Consider the following 22,306-nt stretch of genomic DNA (forward strand, 5'->3'; position numbering starts at 1 on the left):
GTAATCTGTATTACCCGTCCATTCAAATCGTATGATGCTTAAAAGGGGGGGCTGTTTTTTGTCACATCCGTCAACATTAACGTCCCATGGTCCGACTATAGCGGAAGTGGATCTGAATGCTCTTCAGGAAAATGTGAGGACGATAAAGGACTTTACAGAAAACAGCAGGCTCATGGCCGTTATTAAAACAAATGCCTATGGTCATGGTGTTGTGCCTATCGGTCGTGCAGCCGTACGGGCCGGTGCAGCCCGTCTTGGTGTGACCATGGTTGATGAGGGTGCACAGCTTCGGGCGGGCGGTATCGATGTCCCGATCCACATTTTGAGTTCGATCATGAGCTGGCAGGCACGGGATGCCGTTCGATACGATCTAACTTCCTCTGTATCGTCGCTGGAACTGGCACACACTCTGAGCAGAGAAGCGATAAGACAGAAAAAAAAGCATCAAGTCCATTTGAAAATAGATACCGGCCTCCACCGATTTGGCATTCAGCCGGAGGAGGCGATTGCATTTTGCCGATCAGTGTATGATTTGACAGGACTTGAATGGGAAGGCATCTACACCCATTTTTCCAGTGCTGATGAAGGGGATTGGAAAACGACTGAAGAACAATTTGCCTTATTTTTGGAGACGATTGAAAAATTGAAGGAACACGGCTATCATTTTCCGATTCGCCACGCCGGGGCTTCAACCATTGCCATTGAACGGAAAGATATGCATCTGGAAATGATCAGGCCCGGGATTGCATTATTCGGGTATACCCCCGAAGAACGCCAAAGCGAAATGATTTCATTAAAACCGGTCATGGGGCTGAAGTCCCGTCTTTTACATGTACGTGAGCTTCCCCCGAACACATCTGTCGGATATGGGAACAATTATGTGACAAAAGACTATGAAAAAATTGCCGTCATACCGATCGGGCATGGTGATGGCTACCACCGGGCCCTCTCCAACAATGGCGAAATGCTTGTCCGAGGTAGACGTGTGCCAATAGTCGGTGAGGTCTCACTTGATCAAACATTGATTGATGTCACAGCGGTTCCCGATGTTCAAGAGGGTGACGCGGTTGTTTTAATGGGCAGTCAGGGAGCGGATACGATTTCTGCACGGGAAATAGCCGGATGGATGGGAAGTATTGTAGACGAGGTACTGGCAGGATTGAAGGAGAGGGTTGAAAGAATATACGAATAGGTGTGATGATAAATATCTGAAAATTAAACTGATCAATTAACCACAATTGGCGTTTAATCCCACTAAGAGTGAGTTACAAAGAGGGCAGTGATCATTCGCTGCTTTTTTTATTGGGGGAAAATAAAATATGGATACAGAAAAAATGAATTTTTATAGAATAACCGAAGAATACATAAAGTTTTTAAGAAAAAGGTATAAAAACGAAAAATGTTAAGTCATCATTGTTATGTTTATTATTTTCTTTTGGATACTTTCTTTTTTGCAGATGTAACGGTTTGAAAATTGAATTTTATAAAGGTTAAAACCATTTTTTGACTTTTGTGCCCATCCGTGAAATAGGATAAAATATGAATACATCAAATCGTTCCAGAGGGGAGGGTGAAACATATGGAGGAAGTGCTTAAAAGCTTGGATAAGCGAATGGGGAATCTGGAAAAAATGGTTGAGAAAAATGGTCAAACCCTGGAGAGACATGAGGAATTACTGCAGAGACATGAGGAAAGGCTACTGAATCACGAAAAGATGCTTGAACGACAAGAAAAAATGATGCAGCAACTTATTGACATGGTGGGCAAAAATAATGAACAGATGCATGTGATGTCGGATAGGCTTGATGGTCTTGACCGGAAAGTGGACGACTTAAACTTTGGTCTGAAAGCTCTTAACAAGCGGATTTTTCAGGTAGAAGGCGAAGTGGAGCGGATTACAAATCAATAATATCCTGTGTTAAAAAACCCGCACCCTCGATAAAGGTACGGGTTTTAAATATCATCATCCATGAAAAAGTACTGCTCCGGACCAGCGCCGACAGCTTCCTGAATAGACGGACTAACCGGTTCTTCGGCTCCTTCCTGGATGTCTTCCACACTAACAGTGAACTGCCACGCATCACCATAATCATATAAGTACAAAAAGCGCTGCCTGCGATGTAGCCCGACGGATCCGATCGTTGTCTCAGCAGCATCGGCGCTTCCTGACGTATCATCGGGTGAAGCAATACATGCATTAGACCATTTGACACCATCCATGAAAAAAGAATACAGATGATCATCATCAAAATCAAAAGCTCTAATAATGATTTGGTGCAGATCGTCCATTGTATGATTCGCGGATAAAACGACTTTCCGCCATGTACGGTTATTGAAAGCGACTGTAAACGTATGTGTGCCTTCTTGAAATGGTCGCTCCATTCGGGGTAATGATTGATACAAATCCCTTTTTGGAAATAACGATGTGAAGGCCTGATGAAAGGCTTTTGGATTCTGTTTCGTTGCCTTTTTTTGATTGTCATCCGCTTCGGGCAGTACAGATCCCGGAATCGGGTTGACCTCCCCATACTCTTGACGCAAGGGAATATTCCAAGTAAGCAGATTTCTGGCATTCATTAAAATAGGAAGTACTTTTTTGCCGAAATCGGTTAATGTGATGGTTTTTGCAAAATAACTGTTTTTCGTTTTGTCATTATCGATGGCTTCCTGATCCTTTTCTGATAGCCATAGACCGAACCATTCAAAATACAAGAGTAAGTTATGCCAATCAACTATAAGGTTGGCAAGCAATGTTTCTTTACGTAAGTCAAGGCTTGGACCTGATGTTTTAGCCAGTAATTTTTCCGCAACAATCGGTAACATATCATGAATTCTACTATGCTTGATGTTCAAAAGCTTGGGCCAATTCACATCAACCCAGAATGTTTCCAGTAAAAAGAAATATTTCTCCGTGTCCGTTAAATGTTTAAATGTATACCATCTATCAGTATGGTCCAAGCGCTGCTGTTCCCCTTTTCCAGTCTTCATTGTCAACTTTCCACTTAAAGCAATATGAAAGAAGAGATGGATATACGGATAGAATTGCTGTTGTGAATAGTAGCTAGTCGCATTTTCCGCTTTGACCGACATCCGGTCATTCATAACAGGCAGATGTTTTCTGGAAATATATCCATTTGTATCGGTCAGTTTAATGGTATGTTGTTCGACGTATTCCATAAATCGTTCGAAATCGGTTATGAGATGAATAGGAAAGGTTTTACGATTGGTTTTGGTTATTACCTCGGTAACCTTGTTGTTGGACGTTTTCTGATCAGAGGTTTCCGCTAGTAAACTATCAAATGACAATTGCTCCATATGATTTTTGTGACCTGGAACCCGCAAATGATCACCCCTTGGAACTTTGGTTCGATTATATAATAGACCAGGTGTGAATGCTATGATTTTTTTGATCGCTTTGTATCTTCGTTGTGAAATATTATATAATAGCATCATATAGATAAATGGAGGGAGTAATATGATTACACATCTTCAGGACACAGTCACATTAAACAACGGCGTCAAAATGCCCGGCTTTGGATTGGGTGTTTACAAAGTAGAAGATGGTGATGTCACCGTTGAATCCGTGAAAGCGGCCTTGAAAAACGGTTACCGCAGCATTGATACGGCTTCTTTTTATGACAACGAAAGAGGTGTCGGACAGGGCATTAAAGAATCCGGTGTTCCCAGGGATGAGATTTTCGTGACGTCAAAAGTCTGGAATGATGAGCAAGGCTATGAAAATACGTTGCAGGCGTTTGAAGCAAGCCTGGAAAAACTGGGAACGGATTATCTTGATTTGTATTTGATCCACTGGCCTGTCAAAGGAAAGTATAAAGAAACATGGAAGGCAATGGAAAAACTGTATGAAGAAGGAAAAGTTCGGGCGATTGGTGTGAGCAATTTTCATATTCACCATTTACAGGATTTGATGGCTGGCAGCAATGTTAAACCCGTTATCAATCAGGTGGAATATCACCCGCACTTGACGCAGGAAAAATTGCGAGCGTTTTGTGAGCAGGAAAATATTTTGCTTGAAGCTTGGTCACCGCTGAAAAAAGGCAGACTGCTGGATGACCCAGTGATTGCAGGGCTTGCTGAAAAATATGGCAAAACATCCGCACAAATCATATTGCGCTGGGATGTGCAAAATCATGTCGTGACCATTCCTAAATCAACACATGAACACCGGATACAGGAAAACGCGGATATATTTGATTTTGCACTGACGGATGATGAAATGGAACAAATCAGTAGTTTAAATAAAGATGAGCGTACAGGTACGAATCCGGACAGTTTTGATGAATAGCTGATGTTCGTAAAAAGGAAGTGTGACAGCTTCCTTTTTATTTTGGTCAAAAGTACCAAGGACGGGCGATTTTCACCGATCGAGTATGGCGGCTAATAAAAAGATCTTTCACGGTTGGCGTGGAAGGACCTTTTGACTGTCAATGGTCTTTAGATAAACTTATGGACGGGTGCTGTAGATTCGGCTCGAGCGTGGAAACTTCAGCTCGAGCGCAGGAACTTCAGCCCGAGCACGGCAACTTCAGCTCGAGCGCGTCAACTTCAGCCCGAGCACGGCACCTTCAGCTCGAGCGCGTCAACTTCGTCCCGAATGCGGCAGCTCCGGCCCGAGTACAACAACTTCATCCCGAGCGCAGCAACATCAGCTTGAATGTGTCCTTGACAAGAGAAAAATCAGCTTATAGCGTGTTGTCACCGATTTATCTTCCTTTATAACCTTTCCGGAAAATTTCCTGGACTGGGTGAACCGTCACATATGCATTTGGATCGATGTCATTGATAATTTCTCGGAATGGTACAATTTCGTACCGGCTGATGACAAGGTAGAGAACTTCCCGTTGTGACTGCGTATAGCCGCCTTTTCCGTCCAGCACTGTGATGCCGCGTGCCATTCTGGTCGTCACCGCATCCAGCACCTCCCCAGGCGAACTGGAAATAATGATCACCGCTGTCCGTTCGTTGGCGCCCTCTACCACGACATCGATGATTTTGGCGCCGACATAAACGGATACAAGGGTGTACATCGCGCGTTCCTGGCCAATGATAATGGCTGATCCGGCAATAACGGCAATATCGATGATCAGCATACCTTTACCAATCGTCCAGCCGAACAACTGGTTGGCAAGCCGGGCGAGGATGGCTGAGCCGCCTGATGTTCCGCCGGCCCGGAAGATGAGGCCAAGACCCAGACCAACACTTAGACCGGCAAATAATGCTGCGAGAAGTGTGTCATCATTAATGTCACGGCCCCAGCCGACTGTTACGTGTAAAAAAAGGGATGAAAAAATAATAGCGATAATCGTATAAATGGTGACGCGTTTATCGAAAAATTTATAGCCAATTGCCACAAGTGAGGTGTTCAGCACAAAGTTGACGACACCTGGGGACCAGTCGAACAAATAATATGTCACGATCGTAACCCCGATAACACCGCCTTCCGATAAACGATTGGGGATGACGAAATAATTGACACCGATGGAAAAAATGAACGATCCCAATACAATCAAAAGCAGATCACGTAGCGTTTTCTGCATAGACAGCCCTCCTTATGCAAGTAATCTATCGTGACAGTTGCTGTCTATTATAACGAAAGCTTGATTGTTTGAGAAATGAAGATGGTTTTGGAATTGGGCAAAGTGACTTAAAAACCTATGACTGATGGGTTAACGCGCACAGCTATCGGTAAAAATTCTAAAGTTGCGCGCCGCATCGACTGAGTGGCAGGAGACGCGCAATCTTATTTGCCTGCTTATATCATACACTGATATCTAAAAAAACACCCGGGCAATCTATCCAGCCCAGGTGTTTCAAGGATTCTGTGTGATTATCTATCTCCATTAAACGTCATGACGCGTCCCCACAAGTCTTTCGTGCCCCAGATGCCGCGGCGTAGGGCTTCCAGCTGACCGATTTGGGCATGGTTAACGAATACGTTTGACATCATTGAAATCTCTACGGGCTTTATCACCATACCGACCGATGACAGTGTCCGTCTTGTGGAAAAAGTCCAAAAAGCCGGGCTGCTTGCCAAACCGGAAATCGGTGTAGTAAGGGCCGCGGATTTCTGTCACGCCTTTTGTGCGCGGTTTTTCCCGACGGCTGTTCATTCGTATATTTTGAAAAGCTCGTTTAGTTTGCATCATATTCCCCCTCAATGGTGATTTGACCAAGTGTGATAAGCGACATCAAACATATCGAGCCGGATCGCTTTAATAGTTTCCGGTTCAATCACTAAATATTTCTATAAAGTGATAAGCGATGTTTAGACAGCTGAGGGACGCTTAATGTCCTGTACTTATTTGCTTGTCACGGGAATAAAATAGTACTGGCATGTGGGGGAGGGATCTTATGTGGAAAATCATCGTGCTGACTGTTGGCGTTATACTGACTGGCATTCTTCTATTCATACTTTTTCATAAATCACCCGAGGAACAGGCGGGTGATGCGGTGGAAACATTTTATACGTATGAACAAAATGCTGACTTCACAGATTCCTGGGAGATGTTTCATCCTTATATGAAAGAACGGTTTGCCAAAACGCATTATTTACAGGACCGCGCCCATGTGTTCATGGATCACTTCGACGTCGAGACGTTCGGTTTCACAGTTGGAAGCGCTGCTGAAATGGAAGACTGGCAGCCGGATGACGAAGAAGAACTAATTGAGGTTGTCTACAAGGTGCCGGTCGAAATGCACTATGAGGGAAAATACGGCAATTTCACGCTGGTCCAAAATGTGTTTGCCACAGAGGTGGACGGCGAATGGACCATTTTATGGGATTATAAACAGCACTAAAGCTGTTGAAACATGAAAAGTGGCCGCCATTTGTAACAAATGATGGCCACTTTTGGACATTTATCCTGTTTCATTATCTACACGGTACACATAAATTTTCCACGGAGACTGGCTGTTTTCAAAACTGCGCTCAAATGACAGCTGATTGGCTCGATGATTTTCAATCGGAAGCGCCGAAAACACATAATCGCCGCCTAAATCTGCTAATGCTTCAGTATTAATGTCCAGGTCATCAAGCACAATGTCACGATGTTTGCTGAACATGTAATTTTCCCCCAGTTCGGCCACATACATATACAACCGGCCGCCCCAGGTATCGAAGTAATTTGCCAACGATGGATTTTTCGCCAGTTCCGGCGCGATAATTTCCCTGAATTGCTGCTTATACTCAAGCGGAAAACTGTTATTGTACGTATCGAGCGTATAAAAGCCGTTATACTGTGCAATCGTCGGATGCATTCCGACACTGACAACCCGGTAGTCAGACTGGTCCTCGCCGATATAGGATTCAATTGAATTGAACAGGTCTTCCGAATAAAATTCTGCAAATGTTGGGGTGCCGGTCTGGTTGTACTTCAGTTCTTCATTCAACCAAAACACATTCAGACATTGCGCCATAATCAGGAGGACAACCACTGTTTTCCCAAATCGCATATGCTTCCATAACAGCCACAGAGCCAGGGCAAAAGCGATGTACCAGATCATCGGGTCTAAAAAATGAATCCGGCTGAAGTTGAACGTGTTGGCTATCATCACGTTGTCTTTCACCACACGCCAGCCTTCCCAATACCAGAAGGCATACCATAAGGATAAGGCTGCGTTAAACAGGACAAGCCCAAGGAGCCATTTGGGAATAATTCGCCTATATACTGCCACCGTTAATGCGACAACGATGGCCGGCAGAATAATCGATGTATGGACGGCCATATCATGCGTGTGCCCGGTAAGGAAATTATCGAAAAACAGCCGGATCGCCCCCGGCAAATCTTTATGACCCAAATCAAGCGTTTCACGATGGGACGTAAACCCTTCATCAAGGAACATGGAAAAAATCAGCATGTAATTTTTGACCAAATAAATTGATGTCATGCCGGCAATGCTCACAAAAAAGGCCCAGTTGCTCTGTTTGAAACGAAGCCAATCAACCAGCCACAAGACGCCCATCAAGCCTAGGAAAAATACAAACGTTAAAATGAAATTTGAGAAAAACGGCAGCAGCATTAAAGCAAGCCAATGGTACCAAGGGGTCTGCCACCTGTTTTCCCGGATGGACAGGAAAAGATAAAGTGCAAGCGGCAGCCCCGCGATCGAAAGCAGACCTGATGGCCAAAACGGTAGCATGGCAAAAGCCAGGGCAACACCTGTCACGATCCACGTTGGGCCAATGAACCGCCGCAGCAACATGTATATCCCGAAGAATGCACCAAACCGTATGATCGTCTGCCCAATTGTATAGGCTGTCATTGGTTCAAATAGAACATACAACCAGACCATGATATCAAATGGTGTGGCAAGCGTGCTGCGCGGCAGACCATTGATAACGTTCGGCAGCTCCGACATGGAAAAAAACTGGCCGCTTTCAGCCAGTAATTTGTACCAGACGATATTGGAATCAAGATTGTCATGCACCCGGATATGGGTATCTTCTCCCAGAATATAATAGGGTGACAGATACACGGCGATCACGAGGCAGGCAATCAGGATATGTTTATACCGCGAAAAAACCTTTAACATGGCTGATGACATGATCCACATCCTTTTCGTTCATTCCATAGTACAACGGCAGCCGGAGCAATTTGTCACTTTCAACTGTCGTATAAAGATCGTCTCCCACAAATTGACCGAAACGTTGACCGGCATGGGCGGAATGCAGCGGGACGTAATGGGTGACAGCCATAATCCCGTTTTCTTTTAAGTACGTCATCAACTCGGTACGACGATTCGTCTTCAGATAAAACATATGGGCATTATGTGTGCAACCGTCCGGGACAGTAGGCAGTGTCAATTCCTGTACACCCTGTAGCGCATCGTAATATGTCCGCCATGTCCGCATTCTGTCGGTCATAATCTGCTCGGCATGTGTCAGCTGGACCGACAGATAAGCGGCATTCAATTCACTTAATAAATAGGATGATCCGACATCGCGCCACGTATATTTATCAACCATTCCTTTCACAAATTGTTTCCGGTCTGTCCCTTTTTCCTGGAGGATCTCCGCTCGTTCAACCAAACTGGGATCATTGACAATCAAAGCACCGCCTTCACCGCATGTGATGTTTTTCGTTTCATGAAAGCTGAATGTGCCAAGGTGGCCAATCGTACCGAGCGGTTTCCCTTTATATGTACTGGTGAGCGCCTGAGCGGCATCTTCAATCACCCATAAGCCATGACGTTCGGCCATTTCCATGATGGCATCCATATCACAGCTGACACCCGCATAATGGACGACGACAACCGCTTTTGTCTGGTCGGTGATCGCTGCTTCGATGGCTTCTGGTGAAATGTTCATGGTCGCCGGTTCAACATCCACAAACCGGATAGCCGCTCCTCTCAGGGCAAACGCATTCGCCGTTGACACGAACGTGTAGGACGGCATAATCATGTCATCCCCGGGACCTGCTTCGGTCAGGAGGGCCGTCATTTCCAAAGCCGCCGTGCAGGAAGGCGTGAGAATGGCTTTCTCACAACCAAGGTAGTCCTCCAACCAATTCGTACATGTTTGACCGAATGGCCCATTGCCGGAAAGTTTTTGACCGGCGATCGCTTCCTGGGTGGCAGTTTCTTCCGTTCCGATTTGACACGGTTTGTTAAAGTCTATCAATCTCCAACACCTCACAATGATTGGCTTGTGACAACGATTCCGGCAATAATAAGTGTTAGTCCAACGATCTTCTGGACGGTTACCGGGTCACCGAATAGAACAACGGACAGCAGAAAGACGAGCACAAACGAAAGACTCATAAACGGATACGCATAACTGATATTAAATTTCGTCATCGCGGCCATCCAGCATAATGCAGCCAGAAACGCCGCGGCAAAACCGGATAAAATCCACGGATTTAGTAAAAGCTGCAACAAAAACGTCATCTTATCCCATAACGATTCCGGCAGTGTCCCCGCCTGATCCATTTGCCATTTTAAAACAATCTGGCCATAGACGGTAAACAGGATCGTTCCAAAAATATAAAGATAGCCCATCATGTAACCTCAACGTTCAATTTATGGTAAACATCCACCGTGTTGCGCAGCCGGAAGCCGAGGGCGTAAAATAAATTCAGGGAGGCAACGTTGGCGGCGGATATCGATGTCGTCAATTCATCATACCCGGCAGATTCAAACTGTTCCCAGCAGGCCATGCTGGTAAAGGCCTTGGCAAGCCCTCTGCTGCGGAACTCGTCTCGTAAACCCAAAAGCAGCACTTTATCATCGGCAAATCCGTAAAATCCGGCCGTATCATCGTTATATTTCAGGGCGAAAATCCCGCCGTTGGCCTGCAAATCACCGACCCAGTTCATGTAGCGTTTATCAGCCATGGCATCCGGTATGTTAAAATCACGATGAAAACGCCCATGTGTGAACGCTTCCTCCGCAATAATTAATATCTCATCCGGGTCATAGGATTTGGTAATATGGACATGGTTGTCCGGAAACACCTGCAAATGGTCCTTTTTGCAACCCGGCTTAATTAATGTATCGACATAGTAAAAGCCATGCCTTAGAAGGGGCTCATGGCTGTCGAGCGGGTTGACCTTAATGGTGAAATGGCCTTTGTATTGCGCCGTTTCCCGGAGTGCCTCGTCGCTCGCGCTCGTCAGTTCATATGTATTAATGTTAAAATTCCGCCTGTCCCACGGCGTTTCGCGTAAATGCTTCATACCATCACCTCTTATTATCCTCATCTTCTGTCGTTTCACGGATCAGATACAGGGGTCTGTTTTTTGTTTCATTAAATATTTTTCCGATATAAAGGCCAAGCACACCGAAGTTAAAAAAGGTGAGCCCGCCGATAAAGTAAATCGAGACCATGACGCTTGTCCAGCCTTGTACCGGCTGGTCAAGAAAGAAGTAGCGTATGAATAAATACATGCCATACACCAATGATCCCAAAGCCAATAAAAAACCAAACTGAATGGAAAGCCTGAGCGGTTTATTGGACTGGGATATAATCGCATCTGTCGCCAGGGTGATCAATTTTTTTAAATTATAGGTTGTTTTGCCAACTTGTCTGGCATTGTGTTCAACGGCAACAGTGCCGATCTGATAGCCCATCCATTGGATGAATAACGGAAAGAAACGGTTTTGCTCACGCATCTGCCGGAATGCCGTGATGACATTCTTTCGGCTAATGCTGAAATTAGCTATCGTATGGTCGGTCGTTTTCCCGCTGAAATAATCGTAAACCCGGTAGAAGGCCCGCGATGCTTTGCGCTTAAACCAGTTGTCCTGCCGTTGGGTCCGTTTGCCGAACACAACGTCATAACCGGTTTGTGCTTTTTCGTATAATGTCTGGATTTCTTCCGGACGGTCCTGCAGGTCACAGTCCATCACGACAACCCAATCACCGGCCGCAGCATCAAGCCCGGCTGTTATGGCATGATGCTGGCCGAAATTGCGGGCAAAATCAATCCCTTTAATCCGGCTGTCCTGTTTGTGCAATTCTTTAATAGTTTCCCAGGCTTGATCAGGGCTTGAATCGTTGACTAAAATTATTTCCGGCTCGGCAGGGAGGGATTCAATAGTCTCAGTAATCCGGCTGCATAATTCCTTTAAGCAGGTTTTGCAGCCGTATACCGGGACAACGATCGATATTAAAGGATTACTTTTTCCCATTGGTCAACATACCATTCCACTGTATTGTAAAGCCCTGTTTCAAACGATGTAAAAGGTCCCCAGCCCAATTCCGCCCTAATTTTCCGATCATCGACTGCATAGCGCCGGTCATGGCCTTTTCGGTCTCCGATAAAGGTAATCAGTTCTTTATGGCTATGCTGCCCGGGTTTTAAGTGATCAAGAATATCACAAATCATCATGGCCAATTCGATATTTGTCCGTTCGTTGCGCCCGCCGACATTGTACTTTTCCAATGCGTTACCGTGATGAAAAATCAAATCAAGGGCCTGGCAATGATCTGTGACATACAGCCAGTCACGGACATTTTTGCCGTCGCCGTAAATCGGAACCGGCTTGCCCTCGAGTGCCGTTGAAATAACTGTTGGGATCAGCTTCTCCGTATGCTGGCCCGGTCCATAATTATTGGAACTGCTGGAAGTTACGACATTCATGCCATATGTGTGACCAAAGCTTTTCACCAGCATGTCGGCACCGGCTTTCGAGGCACTGTACGGGTTGCGCGGGTCGTACGGTGTTTGTTCATTGAATGTTTCATTATCACTCAGGCTAAGTGATCCATACACTTCATCCGTGGAAATATGGTGAAACCGGCGGGTGTCCAGTTCTCCCGCTTGAGACCACGCTTCACGGGCTGCCTGTAGCAGGACGGCGGTTCCAAGCACGTTTGATTCAATAAATGTTTTGACATCTTTGATGGAACGATCAACGTGTGACTCAGCAGCAAAATGGATGACACCGTCAATAGCGTAATCTGCAAAAATACGATTGATGAGTTGTGCATCAGCGATATCGCCTTCTATAAAGTCATAGTTTTCCTGGAATGAAATAGACTTTAGGTTCGTTTCCGATCCGGCATAGGTCCGTTTATCAATATTAATAATGTGATAGTCAGGATGTTTCTGCTTGAGATGATGGATGAAATTTGAAGCGATAAACCCCGCACCGCCTGTTACCAGAAGGGTTTTACTCATTTTGTACCAACTCCAGTATTGGATTTTTGTCGATGGTTTCCCAATATTGCTCTGTATGTTTTCGATTGGCAATTTCTATTAAGTATTGCCCATAATCGGTCTTTTTCATGCTTTCACCTTTTTGGCGAAGCGTTTCTCGACTGATATACCCCATGTAATAAGCGATTTCCTCAAGACAGGCAATCTTGAACCCTTGCCGCTGCTGGGTGATTTTGACGAATTCGGCTGCTTCAAACAGGGCCTCATGTGTGCCGGCGTCCATCCAGGCAAAACCCCTTCCCAGTAGTTGGACCTCCAGCTGATGCCATTTTAAATATTCTCGGTTGAGATCGGTAATTTCTGTTTCACCTCGCCCGGAATAAGGCAACTGTTTCGCTATCTGAACGGCGCGATAATCATAGATATACAGGCCTGCCGCGGCAAAGTCGGATTTGGGGTCTTCCGGTTTTTCTTCAAGTGATATGACTTTTTGGTTGTCATCAAACGCGATCACGCCAAACCGTTCCGGGTCTTTTACACGACTGCCAAAAATCGTGGCATGCTGGTGGTTTTTCAAGGCCTTGCGAAACAGTGACGTGAACCCTTGCCCGTAAAAAATGTTGTCACCAAGAATCAACGTGACATCGTCGTACCCGATAAAATCTTCAGCTAAAATAAAGGCTTCCGGAATGCCATTTGGGTCGGCCTGTTCCATGTAATGCAGCCTGATGCCAAATGCCGAGCCATCGCCGAGCACTTTTTGAAAACGTGGTATATCATCCGCTGTGCTGATAATTAGAATATCCCGGATGCCGCCCAGCATTAGCACAGACAGTGGATAGTAAATCATCGGTTTATCATAGACAGCCAATAAATGTTTGTTGACACCATGCGTGCTGGGAGCAAGCCTTGTGCCACTGCCGCCCGCCAGTATAATCCCTTTCATACAGACCCCTCCTGGTAATGATGCCATCTAATATAAATGGTATCATATTAGACGCTCTTCTACAGATTCTTATTACCGTTTTTCCAGAAAATAATCTTACAATTCCGTTTCGTTTTAATGACAGATTTTTACAAAAATCAGGACCTTCAAACTACTTCCGTGAATAAAAGAGGCAAACGTTGTGTAGGTGTTGTTGCAAGACCAGGTTGTTAGCACATATCACGTGACAAAGCTGGATGAACGTGGTGGAATAGAATTGACACAGCTGACAAATGACTTATATGCAAAGGAGCGATTCAACATGAAAGATCAGGATAATGCCAAGAAAAATGCAGGAGAAGCCTCTGTAAGCTTGATTGAAAATGGGATGACAGTTGGCTTGGGAACGGGATCAACCGTTTATTGGATGATGCGGAAACTGGGAGAACGTGTAGCGAACGGGCTTGAAGTCCAGGGTATTCCGTCATCAAGGCAGACAGAAGCGTGGGCCAATGAATTCGGTGTTCCGCTGACCGATTTTTCTCAAGTTAAGGAATTGGATTTGGCGATTGACGGGGCAGATGAAGTTGATCAACAGTGGCAACTTATTAAAGGGGGCGGCGGTGCACTCGTCCGTGAAAAAATCATCGCAGCGGCTGCCAGGAAATTTGTCGTCATTGTTGATGACTCCAAAACAGTGACACAGCTGGGTGCCTTTCCGCTACCGGTGGAAATTCTGCCGTTTGGTTGGGAAATGACAACAGCGCGTATTGTTGAATTGGGCGTGACGCCTGTTATTCGTCGGAATGACGCAAATGACATATTTGTATCGGATAACAGCAATTATATTGTGGACTGCCGTTTTGGGAGCATTACCGATCCAAAGACATTACATCAGCAATTAAAACAGCTGACAGGCGTTGTGGATACAGGGCTGTTCGTTGATATGAGTGATAAGGTGATTATCGGTCATCCCGATCGGACGGAAACGTTGTCTGAATAAAGCCCGACTGGAAGCCCTGAATAATGGTTGCCGCATGAATTATGGACGGGTTCCTGCTACAATAAAGAAAAGAGTCATTATCAATAAATGAGGTTACATGAACAGATGAGTCGAATCATGGATATCTATCAGCAATTGCAGCAAGCAGGCAGTACCGGAGCAACTGCAGGGGAAATTGGCGAGGCCCTGCAAATTGATCGCTCAACTGCAAGCCGCTATTTAAACGACTTGGTAAAAGCGAACCGTGTCGTCAAAATTTCCGGTAAACCGGTTAAATATACCATTCAACAGCCCGAGCAAACGGAATTGGTCGATCGACATGTCATCGGGGCGGGGGAGAGCCTCCAGCCTTTATTGGAAACGGGCATGGCCGCATTTCTATATCCGTCAAGACCGCTTCCGATTCTGCTGACGGGTGAGACAGGGACAGGCAAATCCTATTTAGCGGAAAAATTATCAAACATGGCCATTGAAAACGCCGGCGGTTCCGGTGACAGGCCTTTTGTTGCCTTCAACTGCGCCGACTATGCGCAAAATCCGGAGCTGCTTGTTGGTCAGATTTTTGGGATTAAAGAAGGAGCTTTCACTGGCGCGAATGAGGATAAAACCGGGCTGGTGGAACAGGCGGATGGCGGCATTTTATTTCTGGATGAGATTCACCGGCTGCCGCCATCCGGTCAGGAAATGCTGTTTTACCTGATGGATAAAGGTGTTTACCACCGCCTGGGCGAAGCAACCCGTGAACGGCATGCCGATATCGCACTCATTGGGGCAACGACCGAGGACTCAGAAACGTATCTTTTGTCAACACTACTGCGTCGTTTCTCCGTAAAATTGGCTGTTCCGCCATTGCGTGATCGAACGGCTGCTGAGCGCCAGGAACTCATGGATCACTTTCTGACCGAAGAAGCGGCGAAAATGAATGCCCGTCTTTCAATTGAGGATGACTGCCGTGAAGCATTTTTGACTTATGACTGCCCCGGCAATATCGGCCAGCTTAAAAGTGATATTCAAATTGCCTGTGCCCATGCCTATTTACGTTACTTGAACAAGGAAGTGGATCAGGTCCTTGTTAAACTGGAGGACTTTCCGGAAAATAACCTTGCTCAAACGATGTCCGGATCCCGGAACAAGTCATCCCGGGCCATTGAAACGCGTGATTTAACGACGGAGCCAATCCGTTTATTTCCTAATATTTATCAACGGCTTGACCATACCCAAAACAAAGATGAAGGGCAATTACAAAAAGTTGTGCTGGATTATATCCGGGAGTTGGCCGAACGGTATAAACAGCCGGCCTTATCCCGGGATAGCTGGCAGCAATTGATAGATGACGATCTGGTTGAGGTGCTTCAGGATTCAGCCGGGAACTTGAATACCATCCTCCCTTTCAAGATAAGTAAAAGCCAGCTGTATGTGATTGGTCTGCACCTGCAGAATTACCGGAACCATCTGCGTGCCAATGTTAAAAAAGAACCGATCCCGGTGGTCGTTCATCCGAATGCCGTGTATCGACAGGCGGTGAATCATCTTGCTTCTCAGTTACAACAGGAGATTGGTCTGCATTTGCCACAGGAGGAAATTGAGCTCCTGGCTCATTTTCTGACACCGGAACAGCCGACGACATCGGGGTTGCCGGTTGAACAGGAGCTGGCGGTCATCCTTGTGACGCATGGTGAGTCAACGGCTTCGTCCATGGCAGAAGTGACCAATTATTTACTGGGGAATAACGTTATCCACGCCGTCGATATGCCGCTTAACCAGTCAGCAGAAGAGACGTACGAACGGGTGAAGCAGACGATAAACCGCATGATCGGTGTTCACGGCGTCCTTCTCCTGGTGGATATCGGCTCATTAATTACAATGGGTGACACCATCCAGCATGAATTGAATGTCCCAATCAAGACGCTGTCAAGTGTTAATCTGCCCATGGTACTGGAAGCCGGACGACAATCACTCACCTCGGAACAAACACTGGACGGCATGTATCACCAGGCGAGAAATGCCATGGTGACGTTTATGGAGGAAGACCAGCGGCAAACAGGCCCACAAAAAAAGCGGCTTATTGCCACGGTCTGTTTTACCGGTGAAGGAGCCGCCCAACTTCTGGAATCCTGGCTGGAAAATCAGCTATCGGCAGCAGATGAGGATGTTCTGATCCGCTCGGTAAGAATCGACCCTGCGACAAAGGATACCTCCGTTTTAACCGGGTTGAAAGATTATTATGATGTGATTGCCATCATTGGAACCGTCCCGGTCTCGATTGAGGGGGTACCTTATATTCCGGCATGGGAACTCCTGCAAACCGAAGGCATCTCACGCATGCATAAATTGCTGGAAATCACCCGGAGAACGGCGGTACCACAGCTTAATGAACACGTGACAAAAGACGAAATTTATGGGCTGGTTATTCAGGGCCTGCAGGAAATTGCCATATACATTAACCCGAAAGTCCTTGCTGATTTGCTGCAGGAACATATCCCGCGTATCCGTGATCACTATGATTGGGACAGCAATCGTGAACTTGGTATGTGGATGCATATCGGAAGCCTGATTGACCGGATGATGGCGACATTGTTGCAGCAAAACAATGATCACTTCCTGTCATCATTTCCATTGGATCATCAAACGGTTATTTCCGTTCAGGAGCAACAGATTTGGCAACCACTTTTTGATCGGCTGCAGCAGACCTTTTCGATTGAATGGACAGATAACATAAAACGCGAACTTGTGAAACTTTCCCGCTGAATGTGTGCAAAAATGATTGCACACATTTTTATATGGGCCGATTTTATGAAGAAATCCGTTTTCATTAAAGCTGCTTATTCCTTGATATATGCGGACTTACGGTTATTCGGGGGCGTTCAAATACAAATGTTGGCATGAATTTTGCTATATTGCTATTGAAGGCGATGTGCTGCCATCTAATGCATGAAAGTTTGCCAAATGTGGAACCTATACAAATAGATGGGAGGGATAGGATGAACAAGTTGAAACGATTCTTTATCACATATGCATCGGTTTTCGCATTGATTTGGACAGGCTATGGGCTTTTTGCCGTGATAACAGGTGAGCCGTCAGCCAATCTTATCCTCGGGTATGGTATGGCATTTTCCATTGTTATTTTTGCGGCATCATGGTTTTCGTACTGGTTGATGGGCCATTACAAAAAGGTCGATAAAATGGCCAAAGAGGTTTTAACGAAAAAATAATGATTCATAAAGGAGCGGATTTTTTATGGCAGAACAAATGAAAGTCATCATACTGTGCAGCTGGGGTGCGACATCCAGTCAATTGGCCAAGAAAGTACAGGAAGCTGCGGAAAAGCGCGGTTTGGAAGTTGAGGCATATGCCGGTGGTACTGGCGAATTTAAGGAGAAAGCAAGCCAGTATGACGTGGCACTACTTGAACCGCAAGTGCGCCACCTGAAAAAAGAAGTAACCAAAGTGGCGGAGCAACACGATATCCCGGTGGAACTGGTCGATCAACGGGCATTTGCCTTGATGGATGGCGAGAAAGTGCTGGATCAGGCATTGAATTTAAAGAATCAATAACGGGGTAATGTGTGTTTCAAAAAGACTTTTTGAACAACCTGGGGTTATTGAACACCTTTAAAAGGGGGAAATTAATATGAACATGGTCGAATGGATGGAAGATAAATTAATGGAACCTTTGGGCAAGATCGCCCAAAATAAATATTTACAGTCAATTCGGGATGCATTTGTTATTTTTGCGTTACCGGTGATTATAACGGGTGCGATTTTCTTGATTATTGCCAACCCGCCGACCTCCCTTGATTGGGGGATTATTAATGCATGGGAAGATGCCATTGCACCAATTCAGGGACAAATTCTGTTTCCGTATAACCTGACGTTCGGGATCATGGCAGTGACTGTGGCGTTTGGTGTTGGTTACAGTCTGGCTACTCGGCATGACATGGATGCCGCTATGGCTGGTATATTGTCGATGCTGGCCTTTTTCATGACAGCATTTCCGGTTACCGATATTACACAAGTACCTTTTGGCGATATTCTCGATTATCTTGGTGGTCAAGGGTTATTCGTAGCCATTATTTTAGGTATTTTAACCACAGAAGCGATGCGTTTTCTGCTTAATAAAGGTGTTGCCTTTGAAATGCCTGCGGGAGTGCCGCCGTACGTGATGCGAACCTTCCGTGCACTAATACCCTTCATGATCATTTTGCCAGTTGTATGGGCATTGGAATGGATTGTCTGGGCTAATTTTGACGTGACGATTCCACAGGCAGTGCTTGATTTATTCAGTCCGTTGGTATCGGCATCGAACTCATATTGGGCTGCGCTTGGTATGATTCTTTTGATGCTTGTACTCTGGTCAATCGGTATTCACGGGATGAACGTTGTATCATCTGTGGCCTACCCGTTCTGGATGACGCAGATGGCTAACAACGCTGATGCGATCAGTGCCGGTAATTCGGCTGAAGCCAATGGCATTGTGACTGAGCCGTTTTTCCACATGTTCACACATATTGGTGGTTCCGGTGTGACGCTTGGTCTTGCTGTATTTTTACTGTTTGCGACTTCCGTTCAATTGAAACAGGTCGGGAAAACAGCAATCATTCCATCACTTTTCAATATTAATGAACCATTGATTTTCGGGGTGCCCATTGTCTTGAATCCGATCTTAATCATCCCGTTCGTATTGGGACCGGTTGTGGTTGTAACGATTAACTATATTTTGTTTGCAACAGGCGTCATGCCTCCGGTTGTTGTACAGCCGCCATTTACGGTGCCAATCTTCTTCGGTGGTTTTATAGCAACAGGCGGTTCCGTTGTTGCCGGATTGGTCCAAATTATGAACGCTGTTATTGCCGCACTCATTTACTGGCCATTCTTCAAGCAATACGATAAACAGCTAGTACAGGAAGAAAAAGCAACTGAAGAAGCGTAAGACAGCTTTGCGTTAAGAGGAGTGTTGAACGAATGAATTATGAAGAGATCATGACACAATTGATTCTGCACGGTGGAAATGCCCGCGGTGCTGCCTATGAAGCACTCGATGAGGCGGAAGAATATAAATTTGATGAAGCTGAGAAATTAATGGAAGAAGCAAATGATGAATTTCTTAAAGGGCATAAATACCAGACTGAACTGATTCAAAGCCAGGATGACGAGGCTTCCCCAAGCTTTTTCATGATCCACGCTCAGGACCATGTCATGACAGCCCAAGCTGAACTTCAGCTGATCAAGCGCATGATTGAGCAACTGAAGCAAACAAAAAAGCTGGAAAAGCGGATTGAAAAGCTGGAATAGTAAGGCTCTAAATGGCGCATTTCTAACAAAAGTGCCGGATTAATGAGATTCCGTTCGAAATAAAGCAGGAAGCGCCCGGATAAATAGAAAAATGACCGAATCAACCGTGAACGCCCCGGTAATTAAGGATACTGCTTGGCACCGAAGCGTGTTAAGCAGTATTTATCATTTTTGGGATTGGAGGAGATGAACATGAAATTTGGCACAGTCAGCACAGGGTGGATTACGGATGCGTTTATCGAGGCCTCGAAGGAAGCTGAAGGCTTTAAGCATACAGCCGTATACTCCAGGACTGTGTCTAAAGCTGAGATTTTTGCGGCGAAACATGGCGTCCGGCTTGTTTTTACAGATTTGAATGAAATGGCAGCAAGTGATGCATTTCAGGCTGTATACATTGCATCACCCAATTCATTACATTTTGAGCAAGTCATCACGTTTCTGAAAGCGAAAAAACATGTCATTTGCGAAAAACCGATTTTTTCCAATTTAAGCGAATGGAAAGAAGCTTATCGTATAGCTGCTGAAAATGGCGTTTATCTGTTTGAGGCAATGCGGAATCTGCACGCACCCAATTTTGGACGGTTGAAGGAAGGACTGAAACACACCGGCTCGGTTCGAAGTATGATTTTACCATTTATTCAATATTCATCCAGATATGATAAGTACTTGGCAGGTGACGTGCCAAATGTTTTCACACCGGCATTTTCGGGTGGTGCACTTGTGGATCTCGGTGTTTATCCGCTGTCACTGGCCGTTGGTCTGTTTGGTGTACCGGAGAATGCTTCCTATTTTCCGGTGAAGCTGGAAAGTGGTGTTGATGGCAGTGGCACGCTGGTGCTGGAATATCCCGGGTTTACGGGAACCATTCTTTGTTAGAAAATAGCACAATCACCCAATACATGCGAAATCCACGGGGAAAAAGGGACGCTAGTGTTTGAAAATCCCGGCGATATGTATAAGCCACGGATCGTTATGAACGATAACAAGGAAGAGACGCCTCTACCAGCCGATGATCACCCGAACAATATGGTATATGAAGCCAGAGAGTTCGCCCGGATTATAGACGAGGATGACATCCAGGCCTATGAACAGCTGAAAGAGCTTAGTTATGAAGTATTGGGCGTTACTAAAAAAGTACGGTATGAAAATGGCATTCTATTTGACAGTGAGAAAGCGTGATGGAGGTCCACAACGGGCCTCTTTTTGTATAATGACTAGCTCGAAGCCTTTTTCACAGTCTATAGCGGTACTGACATCGAAACCGAGTCCAAGTTGGTTGAATCTCACAAATGCCTGCATTAAGATGATGGATATCAGATGGTACGAAAGGGGGGCTTTTGATTGCAAATAACAACTGAACTTGGACAAAAAATCATTAGCAGACTTGCAGAGTATATCGATGTTGACATTAATATTATGGATCTTAATGGAAAAATCGTTGCAAGTACCGATAAAACCAGAATAAGTGAACGTCACACCGGAGCCCTTGAAGTGATTAAATCGAATGACGATTTAATATTAAATCATGAAAATGTACAGGCGTATCCCGGAACGAAACCAGGTGTAAACCTTCCAATCATGCATCAGCATAAAATAACGGGAGTCGTAGGGGTGAGCGGAAATCCGAATGATATTTTGCGAATAACCGGACTGATTCGTGTATCAGTTGAAATCGTTATAGATCAGATTTATATCCAACAGCAGGCATACTACAAAGAACGACAATGGAATAACTGGCTGCATCAGTTACTTCACCCAAGTGGATATGATGATGAAAAACTTCGGGAAGAAGCAGCTTATTCATTAAAAGTCAATACAGAATTCCATTGGCGGGTTATTTTGTTAAAAGGCATGGATGTGCAGACTTACCTGAATGATATTCGCAGGGAAATAGCAGCATCCAACATAAAAACGTTATTTACTCTGCCGTTTTTGCAAGATGAATTAATCACAGCGCTTGATTTGGATTTCGATGTCATACAACGCTTGGCTGAACGGCTGTCAAAACTAGGCTTTCTCATCGGTGTGGGTGATATCATGTTCGGAATAGATGGAATTCGACAGTCATATCAGCAAGCGAAACAAGCATTGCAGTTTGATGGTGGGAGAAATAAAATAATCTATTCTGAGGACTGGGAAATAGAGAGGTTGTCCGCATCAATATCTGATGACGTGTTCAATCATATTTGCCTAGAACATCAACACCGGCTCGAAACATTAGGAGGAGATTATCTCAAAACGGTCGATGTCTATTTTGAAATGAATTTTTCTATAAAAGAAACCGCATCGATTTTACATATTCACCGGAACACGCTCTTGTACCGTTTGGAGCAGATAAAAGACAAAGTTGGTTTAGATCCAAGGAACTTTCAGGATGCTTTCTTACTAAAAGTAGTCCGGTCCAGACCAAAAATATGACTGTACAATTGCACAATTTTTGACTGTAATATTTGTAATATTTTATCC

At 45.2% G+C, this 22,306-nt stretch carries 23 protein-coding genes; 14 read left to right on the top strand and 9 right to left on the bottom strand.

What is annotated here, in order from left to right:
- Positions 1-58: 58 nt before the first annotated feature.
- Both alr and ACFQ4A_RS10485 read left to right on the top strand, forming a co-directional pair.
- Positions 59-1,192: an alanine racemase gene (alr, locus tag ACFQ4A_RS10480; RefSeq protein WP_382400311.1), complete on the top strand. Its 1,134-nt coding sequence runs from the start codon at positions 59-61 to the stop codon at positions 1,190-1,192.
- Positions 1,193-1,579: 387 nt separating this feature from the next.
- Complete coding sequence (locus tag ACFQ4A_RS10485; RefSeq protein WP_382400313.1) at positions 1,580-1,909, top strand: hypothetical protein; 330 nt, start codon at positions 1,580-1,582, stop codon at positions 1,907-1,909.
- Positions 1,910-1,953: 44 nt separating this feature from the next.
- On the opposite strand, the gene ACFQ4A_RS10490 is transcribed toward ACFQ4A_RS10485, so the two are convergent.
- Entirely contained in the window at positions 1,954-3,342 is a 1,389-nt protein-coding gene (locus ACFQ4A_RS10490) for a plasmid pRiA4b ORF-3 family protein (RefSeq protein ID WP_382400315.1), read from the bottom strand.
- Positions 3,343-3,475: 133 nt separating this feature from the next.
- On the opposite strand from ACFQ4A_RS10490, the gene ACFQ4A_RS10495 reads away from it, so the two are divergent.
- The gene (locus ACFQ4A_RS10495; protein ID WP_382400317.1) at positions 3,476-4,306 is read left to right on the top strand and encodes an aldo/keto reductase; all 831 of its coding nucleotides are present in this window, start codon (positions 3,476-3,478) and stop codon (positions 4,304-4,306) included.
- Positions 4,307-4,724: 418 nt separating this feature from the next.
- On the opposite strand, the gene ACFQ4A_RS10500 is transcribed toward ACFQ4A_RS10495, so the two are convergent.
- Positions 4,725-5,558: a YitT family protein gene (locus tag ACFQ4A_RS10500; RefSeq protein ID WP_382400319.1), complete on the bottom strand. Its 834-nt coding sequence runs from the start codon at positions 5,556-5,558 to the stop codon at positions 4,725-4,727.
- A 435-nt stretch (positions 5,559-5,993) separates the two neighbouring features.
- Here ACFQ4A_RS10500 and ACFQ4A_RS10505 point away from each other — a divergent pair, with 435 nt between their 5' ends.
- Both ACFQ4A_RS10505 and ACFQ4A_RS10510 read left to right on the top strand, forming a co-directional pair.
- On the top strand, positions 5,994-6,185 hold the full coding sequence (locus ACFQ4A_RS10505) for a hypothetical protein (protein ID WP_382400461.1): 192 nt from the start codon (positions 5,994-5,996) through the stop codon (positions 6,183-6,185).
- A gap of 187 nt (positions 6,186-6,372) precedes the next feature.
- On the top strand, positions 6,373-6,819 hold the full coding sequence (locus ACFQ4A_RS10510) for a hypothetical protein (protein ID WP_382400321.1): 447 nt from the start codon (positions 6,373-6,375) through the stop codon (positions 6,817-6,819).
- 60 nt (positions 6,820-6,879) lie between these two features.
- On the opposite strand, the gene ACFQ4A_RS10515 is transcribed toward ACFQ4A_RS10510, so the two are convergent.
- From ACFQ4A_RS10515 to rfbA, 7 genes are read right to left on the bottom strand one after another with little or no spacing between them, the layout of a single operon-like run.
- Positions 6,880-8,565, bottom strand: a complete 1,686-nt coding sequence (locus tag ACFQ4A_RS10515; protein ID WP_382400323.1) for a DUF6044 family protein — start codon at positions 8,563-8,565, stop codon at positions 6,880-6,882.
- Positions 8,528-9,640, bottom strand: coding sequence for a dTDP-4-amino-4,6-dideoxygalactose transaminase (gene rffA, locus ACFQ4A_RS10520; protein WP_382400325.1), 1,113 nt, complete (start codon positions 9,638-9,640; stop codon positions 8,528-8,530). The genes ACFQ4A_RS10515 and rffA overlap by 38 nt, the downstream gene beginning before the upstream one ends.
- Positions 9,641-9,651: 11 nt before the next feature.
- Entirely contained in the window at positions 9,652-10,017 is a 366-nt protein-coding gene (locus tag ACFQ4A_RS10525) for an EamA family transporter (RefSeq protein ID WP_382400327.1), read from the bottom strand.
- Entirely contained in the window at positions 10,017-10,694 is a 678-nt protein-coding gene (locus ACFQ4A_RS10530; protein WP_382400329.1) for a GNAT family N-acetyltransferase, read from the bottom strand. Before ACFQ4A_RS10530 ends, ACFQ4A_RS10525 begins: the two co-directional genes overlap by 1 nt.
- A 4-nt stretch (positions 10,695-10,698) precedes the next feature.
- The gene (locus ACFQ4A_RS10535; RefSeq protein WP_382400331.1) at positions 10,699-11,649 is read right to left on the bottom strand and encodes a glycosyltransferase family 2 protein; all 951 of its coding nucleotides are present in this window, start codon (positions 11,647-11,649) and stop codon (positions 10,699-10,701) included.
- Positions 11,628-12,641: a dTDP-glucose 4,6-dehydratase gene (gene rfbB, locus ACFQ4A_RS10540; RefSeq protein WP_382400333.1), complete on the bottom strand. Its 1,014-nt coding sequence runs from the start codon at positions 12,639-12,641 to the stop codon at positions 11,628-11,630. The genes ACFQ4A_RS10535 and rfbB overlap by 22 nt, the downstream gene beginning before the upstream one ends.
- Positions 12,634-13,566 carry a glucose-1-phosphate thymidylyltransferase RfbA gene (rfbA, locus tag ACFQ4A_RS10545; protein WP_382400335.1) on the bottom strand — a complete coding sequence of 311 codons (933 nt, stop codon included), beginning with the start codon at positions 13,564-13,566 and terminating at the stop codon, positions 12,634-12,636. Before rfbA ends, rfbB begins: the two co-directional genes overlap by 8 nt.
- Positions 13,567-13,753: 187 nt before the next feature.
- Between rfbA and rpiA the strand changes: the two genes are divergently transcribed.
- The 9 genes from rpiA (at position 13,754) to ACFQ4A_RS10590 (ending at position 22,258) form a co-directional block, all read left to right on the top strand.
- Complete coding sequence (rpiA, locus tag ACFQ4A_RS10550) at positions 13,754-14,548, top strand: ribose-5-phosphate isomerase RpiA (RefSeq protein WP_382400337.1); 795 nt, start codon at positions 13,754-13,756, stop codon at positions 14,546-14,548.
- 105 nt (positions 14,549-14,653) lie between these two features.
- Positions 14,654-17,296: a sigma 54-interacting transcriptional regulator gene (locus ACFQ4A_RS10555; RefSeq protein WP_382400339.1), complete on the top strand. Its 2,643-nt coding sequence runs from the start codon at positions 14,654-14,656 to the stop codon at positions 17,294-17,296.
- A 233-nt stretch (positions 17,297-17,529) separates the two neighbouring features.
- Entirely contained in the window at positions 17,530-17,760 is a 231-nt protein-coding gene (locus tag ACFQ4A_RS10560) for a hypothetical protein (RefSeq protein WP_382400341.1), read from the top strand.
- A 25-nt stretch (positions 17,761-17,785) separates the two neighbouring features.
- A complete protein-coding gene (locus ACFQ4A_RS10565; RefSeq protein ID WP_382400343.1) occupies positions 17,786-18,103 on the top strand; it encodes a PTS sugar transporter subunit IIB in 318 nt (105 codons plus the stop codon).
- 76 nt (positions 18,104-18,179) lie between these two features.
- A complete protein-coding gene (locus tag ACFQ4A_RS10570) occupies positions 18,180-19,478 on the top strand; it encodes a PTS sugar transporter subunit IIC (protein ID WP_382400345.1) in 1,299 nt (432 codons plus the stop codon).
- A gap of 32 nt (positions 19,479-19,510) precedes the next feature.
- Positions 19,511-19,840 carry a PTS lactose/cellobiose transporter subunit IIA gene (locus tag ACFQ4A_RS10575; protein WP_382400347.1) on the top strand — a complete coding sequence of 110 codons (330 nt, stop codon included), beginning with the start codon at positions 19,511-19,513 and terminating at the stop codon, positions 19,838-19,840.
- Between the two features lie 192 nt (positions 19,841-20,032).
- A complete protein-coding gene (locus ACFQ4A_RS10580; RefSeq protein WP_382400349.1) occupies positions 20,033-20,716 on the top strand; it encodes a Gfo/Idh/MocA family protein in 684 nt (227 codons plus the stop codon).
- Between the two features lie 54 nt (positions 20,717-20,770).
- Positions 20,771-21,019, top strand: a complete 249-nt coding sequence (locus tag ACFQ4A_RS10585) for a hypothetical protein (protein WP_382400351.1) — start codon at positions 20,771-20,773, stop codon at positions 21,017-21,019.
- A 162-nt stretch (positions 21,020-21,181) separates the two neighbouring features.
- Complete coding sequence (locus ACFQ4A_RS10590) at positions 21,182-22,258, top strand: CdaR family transcriptional regulator (protein WP_382400353.1); 1,077 nt, start codon at positions 21,182-21,184, stop codon at positions 22,256-22,258.
- The last annotated feature ends 48 nt before the right edge of the window (positions 22,259-22,306 follow it).

This window comes from Lentibacillus salinarum (genome assembly GCF_042679865.1).
GTDB lineage: Bacteria > Bacillota > Bacilli > Bacillales > Amphibacillaceae > Lentibacillus > Lentibacillus salinarum.